This is a genomic window from Methylophilus aquaticus, from assembly GCF_030769565.1.
GTDB lineage: Bacteria > Pseudomonadota > Gammaproteobacteria > Burkholderiales > Methylophilaceae > Methylophilus > Methylophilus aquaticus.
The window spans coordinates 1-12,982 of record NZ_JAVCAP010000019.1 but is presented as its reverse complement, the minus strand read 5'-3'; the positions used below and the strand labels follow the sequence as shown (position 1 = coordinate 12,982).

Annotated in this window: 10 protein-coding genes and 1 tRNA gene; all 11 read left to right on the top strand. The window is 50.5% G+C overall.

From position 1 onward, the window contains the following. Positions 1 to 118: 118 nt before the first annotated feature. The 11 genes from Q9291_RS08975 (at position 119) to Q9291_RS08925 (ending at position 12,805) form a co-directional block, all read left to right on the top strand. On the top strand, positions 119 to 2,620 hold the full coding sequence (locus Q9291_RS08975) for a glycogen/starch/alpha-glucan phosphorylase (RefSeq protein WP_306389703.1): 2,502 nt from the start codon (positions 119 to 121) through the stop codon (positions 2,618 to 2,620). A 122-nt stretch (positions 2,621 to 2,742) separates the two neighbouring features. Further along, positions 2,743 to 3,492: a DUF4197 domain-containing protein gene (locus tag Q9291_RS08970; RefSeq protein ID WP_306389702.1), complete on the top strand. Its 750-nt coding sequence runs from the start codon at positions 2,743 to 2,745 to the stop codon at positions 3,490 to 3,492. A gap of 121 nt (positions 3,493 to 3,613) precedes the next feature. Then, complete coding sequence (locus Q9291_RS08965) at positions 3,614 to 4,600, top strand: mitochondrial fission ELM1 family protein (RefSeq protein WP_306389701.1); 987 nt, start codon at positions 3,614 to 3,616, stop codon at positions 4,598 to 4,600. Between the two features lie 13 nt (positions 4,601 to 4,613). Continuing rightward, positions 4,614 to 5,738 carry a glycosyltransferase family 4 protein gene (locus Q9291_RS08960; RefSeq protein WP_306389700.1) on the top strand — a complete coding sequence of 375 codons (1,125 nt, stop codon included), beginning with the start codon at positions 4,614 to 4,616 and terminating at the stop codon, positions 5,736 to 5,738. A 2-nt stretch (positions 5,739 to 5,740) separates the two neighbouring features. Then, the gene (locus Q9291_RS08955) at positions 5,741 to 7,003 is read left to right on the top strand and encodes an O-antigen ligase family protein (RefSeq protein WP_306389699.1); all 1,263 of its coding nucleotides are present in this window, start codon (positions 5,741 to 5,743) and stop codon (positions 7,001 to 7,003) included. Continuing rightward, positions 6,987 to 8,105: a glycosyltransferase family 9 protein gene (locus Q9291_RS08950; RefSeq protein WP_306389698.1), complete on the top strand. Its 1,119-nt coding sequence runs from the start codon at positions 6,987 to 6,989 to the stop codon at positions 8,103 to 8,105. The genes Q9291_RS08955 and Q9291_RS08950 overlap by 17 nt, the downstream gene beginning before the upstream one ends. Continuing rightward, entirely contained in the window at positions 8,098 to 9,153 is a 1,056-nt protein-coding gene (locus Q9291_RS08945) for a glycosyltransferase (protein WP_306389697.1), read from the top strand. The genes Q9291_RS08950 and Q9291_RS08945 overlap by 8 nt, the downstream gene beginning before the upstream one ends. A 15-nt stretch (positions 9,154 to 9,168) precedes the next feature. Beyond that, positions 9,169 to 10,080: a glycosyltransferase family 9 protein gene (locus tag Q9291_RS08940; RefSeq protein ID WP_306389696.1), complete on the top strand. Its 912-nt coding sequence runs from the start codon at positions 9,169 to 9,171 to the stop codon at positions 10,078 to 10,080. Position 10,081: 1 nt separating this feature from the next. Beyond that, positions 10,082 to 10,921 (top strand): lysophospholipid acyltransferase family protein, encoded by an 840-nt coding sequence (locus Q9291_RS08935; protein WP_306389695.1) that lies wholly within the window; start codon positions 10,082 to 10,084, stop codon positions 10,919 to 10,921. Continuing rightward, positions 10,921 to 12,654 carry a lipid A export permease/ATP-binding protein MsbA gene (gene msbA / locus Q9291_RS08930; protein WP_306389694.1) on the top strand — a complete coding sequence of 578 codons (1,734 nt, stop codon included), beginning with the start codon at positions 10,921 to 10,923 and terminating at the stop codon, positions 12,652 to 12,654. The genes Q9291_RS08935 and msbA overlap by 1 nt, the downstream gene beginning before the upstream one ends. 74 nt (positions 12,655 to 12,728) lie before the next feature. Then, positions 12,729 to 12,805, top strand: a tRNA-Met gene (locus Q9291_RS08925). Positions 12,806 to 12,982: the final 177 nt, after the last annotated feature.

Sequence of the window (12,982 nt, the reverse complement as noted above, 5' to 3'; positions counted from 1 at the left end):
AAGCCACAATGAGAATTTTGTGGCTTTTTTTTATGTCTGATACATTCTTGCTGTAGGCTTGCTTTTTGCTTTTGCTAACTGAAAGCAATTCAATGAATTAAACTCAAGGGGAAGATGCATGGCCACCACTGCCAAATCCAAGCAAAAAAAAACTGAGATCTCTGAGGCCGCCCATGATGCTGAAGACTTCTTGCTTGAGCAGTTGCCTATCCCGCAGGCGCTGCGTAATCATTTGATGTTTTCTATCGGTAAATCAAACTCCTGGGCGACACCGCGCGACTGGTATCAAACTACCGCATATACTGTGCGTGATCATTTGATGGGCCGCTGGGTCAAAACCAGAGACGCTTATCGCGATGCCAATACCAAGCGTGTCTATTATCTTTCTCTGGAGTTTTTGATTGGGCGGATGTTGTCCAATGCCGCACTGAATTTGGGCATTGCACCGGAACTAAGCGAAGGTTTGCAGGAAATCGGGCAGAAGCTGGAAGGTCTGTCCGAGCTGGAGTCGGATGCCGCTTTGGGTAATGGTGGTTTGGGAAGATTGGCCGCTTGCTTTGTGGATTCGATGGCGACGATGGATATTCCGGCGACAGGTTACGGTATCCGGTATGACTACGGGATGTTCAAGCAGACGATTGAGAATGGACAGCAAGTTGAAAATCCGGACAACTGGTTGCGCTATCAAAATATTTGGGAGGTACAGCGTCCGGAGCATACCTGTGAGGTCAAGTTTTATGGTCGCGTGGTGCATGTGCATACCGAGCATGGCATCGAGCCTCATTGGGTAGATACCGAAGCTGTGGTTGCCATGCCTTATGATGTGCCTATCCCCGGCTATGGCACGCAAACCGTCAATAATTTGCGTTTGTGGTCAGCCAAAGCGACCAACGAGTTTGATTTGGCCCACTTTAACGAGGGCAATTACGAAAAGTCAGTGGAAGGGCGGCACAGTGCGGAGACCATATCGCAAGTGCTTTATCCCAATGACAGTTCCGCCTCTGGGAAAGAGTTGCGTCTCAAGCAGCAATATTTTTTTGTGACTGCCTCGATTCAGGATATTTTGCACCGTTTCACCAATTACAACGCTGACTGGGATAGCTTGCCAGAAAAAGTGGCAATTCAACTCAATGACACGCATCCGGCGATTGCGGTGGCTGAGATGATGTATCAATTGGTGGATCACTATCACTTGCAGTGGGAACGTGCCTGGAAACTGGTCACGGGGGTGTTTGCCTATACCAATCATACCTTGATGCCTGAAGCCCTCGAAACCTGGTCAGTTGACCTGTTTTCAACCTTGCTTCCGCGCCATCTGGAAATCATTTACGAAATCAACCATCGCTTCTTGCAAATGGTGAACCAGCACTTCCCGGGAGATACCGACTTGCTCAGCCGCGTTTCAATCATCGATGAAACGCATGGTCGGCGTGTGCGCATGGCGCATCTTGCCGTGGTCGGCAGTCATACGGTGAACGGTGTGGCGGCTTTACATAGTGAACTGCTTAAAACAACGCTATTTGCTGACTTTAATAAAATTTACCCTGGCAAACTGACCAACGTGACTAATGGCATTACGCCAAGGCGCTGGTTAAATCAGGCAAATCCCTTGCTCACCGAGTTGTTGACCAAGCATATTGGCAGTGGCTTTCAAAAAGAGTTGAGTCTGATTGCCAATATTGAGCCGATGGCCGAGAACAAAGCTTTCAGGGCTGCATTCCGGGAGGTGAAAGCCGCCAACAAGCAGCGCCTCGCCGATAAGATTTTGCAAAAAACTGGCGTCATTCTCAATGCGTCTGCGCTGTTTGATGTGCAGATCAAGCGGATTCATGAATATAAACGTCAGCTGCTTAATGTATTGCATGTCATCACTTTGTATAACCGTATCCGTAGCGGCAAGGCGCAGGGGCAAGCGCCCCGTGTGGTTATTTTTGCCGGTAAGGCGGCCCCTGGCTACTGGCTTGCCAAGCAGATTATTCGTTTGATCAATGATGTGGCTTCTATTGTCAACAATGATCCGGCAGTGGGAGATCAGCTCAAGGTCGTGTTCTATCCAAACTATGAAGTCAGCGCCGCTGAAATCCTGTTTCCGGGGGCTGACTTGTCCGAGCAGATATCCACCGCAGGCACCGAGGCCAGTGGTACGGGTAATATGAAGATGGCCTTGAATGGGGCCTTGACGATAGGCACGCTGGATGGGGCCAATGTCGAGATTAAAGAAGAGGTAGGTGACGATAATATCTTTATTTTTGGGTTAACAACCCCCGAAGTTGCGCAAGCCAAGGCTGATGGATACAACCCGTGGGATTACTATCATGGTAATGCCGAGTTGAAGCAGGTGATAGATATGATCGGCAATGGTTTCTTCTCGGTAGAAGAGCCAGGGAGATACCAGGCGATTGTTGACACCTTGTTACATAAAGGGGATCAGTATTTGTTATTGGCTGATTATGCCGCTTATGTGGCCACGCAGGAAAAAGTGGCTGCGCTGTACCTGGACCAGGAGGCTTGGTCACGCAAAGCCATCTTGAATGTTGCCCGGATGGCCAAGTTCTCCAGTGACAGAACCATTGGCGAGTACGCGAAAAATATCTGGAAGGTCAGCGCATTTAGTGGTTAAGCCGCCTGTTTGAATCGTAAAAGTTTCAAGATCTGGCGTACAAAGCAAGTCCATCTGGACTTGCTTTGTTGTTTATAGTTAAACTGATTGCAGTGACTATAGAATAACAATGGGGCTCTTAGATGAAAAAATCGCTGATATTTGGTTTTGTATGGTTAATGACGCAGGATGCCAGTGCGCTGGATCTTAAAGGCTTGGGCGATCTGGTTAATAAAGTGGGTGATTCGGCTTCGGCCTCTTCAAGTAGCGGGGCCGTCAGTACGTTGACGCAGCAGGAAACCAGTGATGGGTTAAAACTTGCCCTGAATCAGGGGGTGTCCAAAGCGGTGAGCATGCTGGGCGCTACGGATGGCTTTATGGGCAACAGTGAAGTCAAGATTCCGCTGCCGGACTCCCTGAAAAAAGTTGAAAAAGGCATGCGCATGGTTGGGATGGGTAAGCAGGCTGATGATCTGATACTCAAAATGAACCGTGCCGCGGAACAAGCTGTGCCGGAGGCAAAGGCGCTCTTAGTCAACTCTGTGAAGCAAATGAGTCTGGCTGACGCTAAAGCCATTCTGACGGGCCCCCAAGATGCGGCAACCCAATATTTCAAAAAAACCACGTCCACAGACATGGCCGCTAAATTTCTCCCTATCGTAGAAAAAGCCACTGCCAATGTGCAGTTGGCAGACACGTATAACAAGTATGCTGAAATGGGCACCAAGTTTGGTGTGATTAAAAAAGAAGACGCTAATATCAATCAATACGTCACGCAGAAAGCCCTGGATGGTGTTTACTTGATGATTGCCAAAGAGGAAGCTGCCATCCGTCAGGATCCGGTGGGGCAGGCCAGTAATCTGCTGAAAAAGGTATTTGGTGCTGCCAAGTAATTGATCTGAAACACATTCTTTTTACCCACTCGATGGAGTGGGTAGTCTCAACACAATTCTTTCTTTTTCGTTTAATAATTTTGTCATGATAGGCATTTAACCTGCACGTTATGTGGAGGTGGTGCAATTGATCAGTGATAATCGTTCAAATAGTTCTCTTGTCGTTTGGCGTCTGTTAGATGGCAAACCCGGTCATGAGCACCAGTCGCTAGGTCTGGTCAATGAAATGCGGCAGCGCTTAGTACTCGAGGTGATTGATTTGCCGGTAGGTAGTGGTGGCGCAGGCTGGTTGTATTTGGCCGCCGGGGTTTGGCCTGCCGGTAAACAGTTGCCCAAGCCCGATATGATCATCGGTGCTGGGCATGCTACGCATGGCCATATGCTGGCCGCCAAGCGTGCCTATGGCGGGCGAACGGTGTGCATGATGCAGCCCAGTTTGCCGGCCGAAATGTTTGATGTCTGCCTGATTCCAGAACACGATCAATACCGTGGATTTTCCAGTTTTATCGAGACACGTGGTGTCATCAACCACATACAGCCTGCCGATGCAGGAAAAAAAGGCAACAGCGATGTGTTAATCATGATTGGCGGCCCCAGTAAGCATTTTCACTGGGATGAGTTGGGCGTCATTGCCCAGGTATATGATCTGGTACGCAAGTCTGCCGAGATTCATTTTGTATTGACCACTTCCAGACGTACGCCCGCCAGCTTTGTTTCAGCCATGCATCGCGTCAGTCTGACCAACCTGACTATCATTCCGATTGAAGAAACTGGCAAGGACTGGGTGCAAAGCACGCTGGCGCGCGTGTCTTCTGCCTGGGTCACTGAGGATTCTGTGTCCATGGTGTATGAAGCCCTCACTGCGCAGGTGGCTGTAGGGTTGATAAACCTCTCGGCCAAAGGGGTGAGTCGCGTCAGCCTGGGGATAGAAAAGTTAATCGATCGCCAATTGGTGGCCAGATATGACCCTTATGGTTTATACCGCCAATATATGCGGCCCGTGCTTGGCTTTAACGAAGCCAGCCGGTGCAGTGATGCCTTGCTAAGCTATTTCTATTTCAATCGAACTTCTACAAGGGGTCGCTTGGTATCACGGTTAACCTGGTGATTGAGTTCCTGTTTTGCGTGCACTGACAGTTTTACAGATATTACCCGCCTTGCAGTCAGGCGGGGTGGAGCAAGGCACCCTGGAAGTAGCATCACATCTGGTTTCGCAAGGGCACCGGTCACTGGTGGTGTCCGCTGGTGGGCGCATGGTGGCTGCACTGGAGGCCTCAGGCAGCACGCATTTTGTCTATCCTGTCGGGCGCAAGTCGCTGCTGACATTGTTATTGATCCCCAAATTGCGTGCCCTTTGGCGGCGCGAGCAAGTAGATATTGTACATGTGCGCTCGCGCTTCCCGGCGTGGGTGGTGTTTCTGGCTTGGAAGGGCATGCCTCGCGATCAGCGCCCACGACTGGTCACCACTGTGCATGGCTACTACCGTTCTGGCTGGTATAGCCGGATTATGACGTGTGGTGAGCGGGTGATTGTGGTTTCGAAAACGATACAAGCTTATGTGCAGCGGGCTTATCAGGTGGATGCGTGCAAGTTGCGGTTGATCTACCGTGGAGTGGATACCGCACAGTACTCTCCTGGCTATTCGCCGGAGATGGCTTGGCAACAGAATTGGTTTGCTGAGTATCCGCAGACGCGTGGCAAACGGTTGCTGGTTTTACCTGCCAGAGTCACGCGCTGGAAAGGCGCAGCAGACTTCGTTGATATGTTGAGTATTGTTTGCCAGCAACATAACGATGTGCATGCCTTGCTGGTGGGCGAGGTGGCCGCTGACAAACAGGCTTTTGCCGCCAGTTTAAAGCAGAAAATTCACGTTGCCGGGTTAGCCGGGCACATCACCCTGACCGGCTACCGTCAGGATGTTAAACAGATCATGGCTATGGCCAAGATTGTGTATTCCTTATCTGCCGAGCCAGAAGCCTTTGGCCGCACGACGCTGGAAGCATTGAGTTTGGGCGTGCCGGTGATTGGCTACCAGCATGGTGGCGTTGCCGAGCAATTGGCGGCATTGTTACCGGAAGGTGCTGTGCCTGTTGGAAATGTGGCTGAAGTGGCCATGCTCACGTTGAGCTGGTTATCGCAAGCACCAACCGTGCAGCCAAACATGCAGTTTTCATTGCAGGAGATGCAGCAGAAAACACTGGCGGTTTATCATGATGTGATAGCCGATAGCGGTCAAAGCGATTGAGTATGCAAGCCATTTTTCTTTCGCATCCTGATGCTCGCCATGCCATGCCGAGGATGCTTGCGCACATGTGTTTGTTGTTCGCGGTGATGATCATCGGCTGGAGTCCATTTTCGGGGGGAGGCAGAGTGCCCGCCTTGTTGCTGTCCATGGTGGGTGCGGGGCTGTTGCTGACGTCTATGTCTGCGTTAATCAAACAGCAGGCGGTGCGCCGTTGGACTTTGGTGTTCCTGCTGTTGTGGTTGCCTATGTGGTTGTCATTGCTGCATGCGTTTTCGGCGAAAGCAACGCTGTCGGCAATCGCCTGGTTTAGCCTGATGTATCTGGCAGGTCTGGCGTTGATATTGTTGTTGCAGCAGGCGGCATATAGAGCGTTATTGACGCGCTGGCTAAGCTGGGTAATGGCTTTGTGGATAATGGATAGTGTTATCCAGACCCTGTTGGGCGTCGATGTGCTGGGTATCCCTAAAACGCCAGAAGGACGTGTCACCGGTATGTTTACTGACTTGCATCAGGGAATATTGATGTTGGCCATGTTGCCGCCTATTGTTTATTATTTGCACCCCAGATATACATGGTTGGCCTGGGCCATCTTACTGGGCGTGGGGGGGGTGGTTACCCTTTCCGGCGCACGCGGCTATGTCTACATTTATCTCATGATGTTGCTGCTGGGTGTGTGGCGTAGCCAGCTTGGCTGGAAGGGTTGGCTGGCCGTACTGGCAGTACCGCTGCTGTTGACCATGCTTTTTAGCCTTTTAAATCCTCAATTGGCTAAATACAAACTGGAAAATACCCAAGCGGTGACAGTGACTGGACTGTCGGTATTTGACCGCGTGAATCATGCGCTTAGCTATCGTCTCAACTTGTGGGAAACCGGGTTGCATATGTGGCAGGCCCAGCCAGTTACCGGTATTGGCAGTCATAACTACAAACACGCCTATGCGCGATATGCCAGCCGCGCTGATGATCCTTTTGTGAATCATCCCACGCATAGTCACAATATTTATGTCGAATGGCTGGCCGAGACCGGCATTGTCGGGGGGCTGGGGTTGTTGGCCATCATCGTGTTATGCGTGCGTTGGTACAGGCAGGCAGGGGCTGTCTGTCAGAATCAGGCTTGGCCTTATGCTGTCGCATTAATCGCAATCTACTTTCCGATAAACACCACCCAACCCATGCTGGTCCCCTGGTGGTTTCCGGTGCTGCTGCTGCTGGTTTGTGCTTTCATCGCTAGTCTGGACAGGCGTGCTCATGATCAGGCCGCCTAGTTTGGTGCAATACCAGGATGCGGACTGTTTTACCGCAAGGTTGGATCACACGGTTGTTCACGATCTGCCACGCAATGCATCCATCAAGCGCATTCTTGTTATTAAATGGGGCGGCATGGGAGATATCGTCATCAGTACCGCGATAATGGAAGATATCCGGCTGGCATTTCCGCAGGCAGCGTTGCATTTGAATACCATGCCTGCATGGCAGCCCCTGTTTGACCATGATGTCAGGTTTAGCAGGGTTTGGTGCGTGAATCTTCAGCAAAAGCCAGGCCGCTGGCGCGCTTACCGGCAATGGCTGAAAGAAGTGGTCGAGATGCAGTATGACCTTATTGTCGATTTGCAAACCAACGATAAAAGTCGTGGCTTGCTGACTATGCTCAGGTTGATGGGCAAAGCGCCTGCCTTGCTATTGGGTAATCACCCACGCTTCCCTTACACCATTCGACAAACTCAGCAGCTACCGCAGGCACACAGTTTTCAAATCATGCAGCAAGCATTGCTTTCGGCCGGTATTCCACTTCGCACAAGCAGCCCCAAGCTCCATATAGCACCGTCCTCAGTCGTGGTTGCCGAGCAGTTATTGGCGCTGCATGGCTTGCTGTCCAAATCGTTTGCGATTTTTTTGTGCGGCAGTCATGCCAATGGATTGACCAAGCGCTGGGGGGCTGCCAATTACGCAGCACTGGTTGCGTATTGCATTAATCAGGGGGAGCGCGTGGTGCTGCTCGGTGGGCGCGACGAAGTTGAAGAGTGTCAGGCGATAGCCAGTCAGCATCCGTGGCATGTGGTGAACTTGTGCGGGCAAACCCGTTTGCTCGAGGTGCCTGTGATATGCGCACATGCCAAATACATTGTGGCGAATGACACCGGCACAGCACACCTTGCAGCGTCCACACGGACACCAATGATGGTTATTTGTGGTCCGACCAACCCGTTGCGGGTTAAACCAACGGGTCAGCAAGTGGTTGCATTGCAACTGGATGTGACCTGCAAAAATTGTTACACCTGGCAGTGTAGCCATCACTCCTGTATGCGACAGCTTTCACCACAACAATTGTTGTCATACTTGCCCACTGCCGGGGTTGCCGATGCCTAAAGTGATTTGGTGGGGACGTTCTGACCTCAATTACTCACGAAACCGGATTTGCAGACAATTGTTGCAATCGCTGGGTTATCAAGTCATTGATTTCTCGCCTCGCATCAGTGTGCTGGCGGATGTTGAAGCGCAACTGGTGGGGCTAGCCTCCGCCGATTTGATATGGGTGCCTTGTTTCAGGCAGCGCGATGTAGCTGCGGCCACGCGATGGGCGCGCAAAAAGAAAATTCCTGTTTTGTTTGACCCCCTGATCAGTGCCTGGCAGAAGCAGGTTTATGAACGTCAGAAGTATGCTGCTGACAGTGTTTGGGCGCGACGGTTGTTAAAGCGTGAGTCCAGGTGGATGCAAGCGGTGGATATGGTGTTGCTGGATACCGAACCACAACGGCAAATGTTTATGCAGCGTTTTAATCTGGAATCCGCAAAAACAGCGTGTGTTTATGTCGGGGCTGAACAACCCTTATTTACGCCTGTAGCATCTGCGCATTCTTCAACGTTTATTGAAGTCTTGTTTTATGGCAGTTTTATTGCCTTGCATGGACTAGCGACAGTGATCGCCGCCGCCAGAATGACCGCCAGTCAGTCGCATATTCAGTGGGTTTTGCTCGGTGACGGGCCGGAAAAAGCCAGCGTCCAGCAGCAGGCGGCAGGGTTGGTCAATGTCAGCTTTGAGCCAAGTGTTCCCTATGCACAACTGCCGCGTCGCATTGCACAAGCCGATATTGTGCTCGGTGTATTTGGAGATTCGGAGAAAGCTGCGCAAGTGATTCCCAATAAGGTATTTCAGGCGCTGGCTTGCGCACGACCAGTGATTACGCGGGCCAGTTCGGCCTATCCGGCAGTTTTTGGCAGTGGCCCGGAGTGCAGCTTATGGCAAATTGACGCTGCTAATCCGGTTGCATTGGCCAGCGCGGTCACGCAATGGTCACGTTGTCTGCACGGCAAAAGGCAGGCGGCGCATGCCCTGTACGCTTCCAGTTTTTCTGAACTACAACTGCGTCACCAACTACAGGCAGCGCTTGGTTCGATTGGCTTGCCAATTGCGTGATTCTAGGGGGGAGCCATGTACGCAACACGCATACTCGTGATCACTTTGTCTAATATTGGTGATGCCATTATGTCCACGCCGGTACTTGCTGCCCTGCACGCCCATTATCCTGAGGCATGTATAGACTTGGTGTGTGATGTGCGCTCTTCTGCCTTGTATAAATCTTGTCCATATATTGGCCATCTGTTTGAGCGGGACAAGACGCATGGCTGGATGGGTTATCTGAAGCTGATTGTTCTCTTGAGACAAACGCGCTACGACCTTATTGTTGATTTGCGCACCGACTTTCTGGTCCATTTGCTGCGGGCAAAGCAGAAATTCAAAAAAAAATCGAATGTCAGTACTCTGCACATGCACTCGGTAAGCAAGCACATGGCGGCGATTCGCACGCTCGTTGGCAATCGCGCTGCCAATCTTGAACTATGGGCGAATGCGCAGGATCAGCATATAGTTGACACGCAGTTTCCATGCGCTGGTCGCCTGCTTGCCGTGGGGCTAGGCGCCAATTTTTCCGGAAAAATCTGGCCGTTAGCGCGTTATGTGGCTGTTGCCAATGCACTGTCTGGGCAGGTGGATGGCGTGGTGTTGCTGGGTGGCTCTGCTGACCGTGCGCTGGCGCAGCAGTTTTCAGCGCAGGTTAGACTGCCGGTTTACAATGCGTGTGGCAATTTAAGCTTGCCCCAATCATATGCACTGCTGAAGCGATGCCACTTTTACCTCGGTAATGATTCCGGCCTTGGCCATATGGCTGCAGCTGCGGGCTTGCCAACCCTGACACTGTTTGGGCCTGGTTCACCCGTCCGCTACTTGCCATGGTCTCGACAAGCCTATTTTATTCAGGATCCGCAACAGAGTATTTTTGGGATAACGGTAGAGAGTGTGGTGGAAAAATTGCAAGCATTGTTGATTCAGGCAGGCAGGCAATAGGGTGATCAGATTAATTTTAAATATGCTCAGTGTCTTGCTTAACCGCTTATCCCTGAAGTGGATACATTGCATAGGTAGCTATCTCGGATGCCTGTTTTACCTGATTGCCACCAAGCAAAACAAACTGTTAGTGGAGAATCTAAAGCAAAGTGGCCTGTTCCCATCCGAGCATGCATTGCAACAGGCTGTCCGCAACAACCAGCAGGAAATGGGAAAATTTATCCTTGAATCTTTGGCTATTTGGTCGCGATCACAAGCACAAGTGTTGCAATGGGTGCGTCATGTCTATGGTAAAGCGTGTCTGGATGAGGCTATCGCACAAACTCAAGGCATCCTTTTTTTGACGCCGCATATTGGTTGTTTTGAAATTACTTCTATCTATTACGCCAGCATGCAACCGATTACGATACTCCATCGTGATTCCCGCAAGTCCTGGATGCACGCGTTGATGCAAGAGGGGCGCAAAAAAGGCGCAGTGACACTGGCTCCAGCCAACCTCAAAGGCGTCAGGCTGATGTTGAGAAACCTGCATGCCCATCAGGCAGTGGGTATTTTGCCTGATCAAATCGCCAGTAAAGGTCGAGGCGAGTGGGTCGATTTCTTTGGTAGGCCCATGTACACCATGACATTGGTTAGCCAGTTGCTAAGCCGTGTTGATGTCCGCGTCATCGTGGTGGTGGCTGAACGATTGGCTGACGGGCAGGGCTACGATTTGCATTTGCAAGCCCTGAACGCTGAGGCAGTCTCTTCACCTGCCAAACTTAACCAAATGCTAGAAGCGCTGGTAAAAAAATTTCCACTGCAATATATGTGGAGCTATGACAGGTATAAAAAACCATAATGAACAATATGCAAGGCGCTTACGTACAACTGGCCAGACTGATGGCCTATATCAAACCCTATTGGCTGACGTTTGTCATGGCGCTGATCTGTCTGATGATTCTCTCCGCCAGCAATACAGCGTTTCTAAGCACGATCAAACAGGTGACGGATAAAGGTTTTGTAGGGCAAGCGCAATATGACTCGCGCATTTACCTGACTGCCATGTTATGTGGTTTGTTATTCGCCCGCGCATTGGCCGGATTCGGCTCAAATTATTTAATGCGTATCGTCGGACGGCGCGTGATTGAGGACATCCGTAACCATGTGTTTGGGCATATGCTTACGCTACCGGCCAGTTTTTTTGATCAGTATGCTATCGCCAATATCACAACCAAAATAACCTTTGACTGCGAGCAGCTTTACAGCGCTGTCACCAAAGTCATTATTTCATCGATCCGTGACAGTTTGACCATAGTCGGTATTGTGGCGTACATGCTTTACCTGGATTGGAAGCTCACCTTGGTGTTTTTAATGGTGATGCCCATCATTGCACGTTACCTGAAAAGAATGGCGCCCAAGCTGCGCAACTCTGGTAAGCAAGTGCAAGCGAGTATGTCTGATATGACGCAAGTGATTGAAGAGGCGGCGAGTGGTCAGCGTGTCGTCAAGATATTCAACGGAGAATTTTATGAATACCAGCGCTTTAGCAACATTGCGGCCAAAAACCGGCAAATGATGGTCAGGTTGGGGCGTATCTCGGGACTCAATAGCATGTTTGTTGAAATGCTGGCCGCGGTTGCGCTCGGAATGGTTATTTATTACTCTGCAGGACAGTTCACCGCGGGCGAGTTTGCTGCATTTATTGGCGCTTTGTTGATGTTGATCGGACCAGTCAAGGCGATGGCTTCTGTCAATGAGGATGTGCAAATTGCCGTTACCGCCTGCCAGAGCGTGTTTGCCGTGCTGGATGCTTCAGCAGAAATGAATCAGGGCGAATTGTTGCTGACACAGCCGATACAAGAGATTCGACTCCAGAACGTGACCTTTAAATATCCATTCGGGCAGAGTGCCGCACTATCAAACTTCAATCTGACCATACAAGCAGGCGAAAGTGTTGCGCTGGTGGGAATGTCAGGTGGAGGAAAATCGACATTGGTAAACCTGCTGCCGCGCTTTCATGAAATAGAGCAAGGCCGTATCACGATAAATGGCATTGATATACAGCAATTGGCTTTGCCACACTTGCGGCAGCAGTTTGCCTTAGTCAGTCAGGATACCGTACTGTTTAACGACACGATCTATCACAATATTGCTTACGGCAGTCTGCACGCGGTATCTAGAGAGGCCGTGGTTGCAGCGGCAAAGGCGGCATATGCCTGGGAGTTTATCGAAAAACTGCCACAGCAATTAGACACCCATATTGGTGATCGTGGTTTACGTTTGTCTGGCGGCCAGCGTCAGCGCCTGTCGATTGCACGTGCTATGCTCAAGAATGCACCTGTTCTGATTCTGGATGAGGCGACTTCGGCGTTGGATAATGAATCCGAAAATAAAGTGCAAGCAGCTTTAAAGCAACTCATGGTGGGTAAGACCACCATTATGATTGCCCATCGCCTCACCACCATACAGCACGCCAGTCGCATTGTTGTGATGGATCAAGGTCGAATCATAGAAGAGGGTGTGCATGAGCAGCTTGCCCAGTCCGGAGGTAAATATGCCACGCTCTACAATATGCATGGAATTGGCAAATAGTAGTTGACATTCTTTTCTAGAATTTGCTATAGTCTCACCTCTCGACGCAACACAGGTTTTCTAGTCGATTCGGACGCGGGATGGAGCAGTCTGGCAGCTCGTCGGGCTCATAACCCGAAGGTCACAGGTTCAAATCCTGTTCCCGCAACCAATGAAATTTAGGTCGAATTTAGTCAGTGAAAATTAAATTAATTCTTCGCTTGACCGGTAAAAAAACCTCTGTATAATGCGCACCTCGTTACGCAAGAACGGTAACGAAAGCAGCTGAAAAGCTGATGTTCTTTAAAAATTTGGATGACTGATAAGTGTGGGTGTTTGTGGTTGAGTG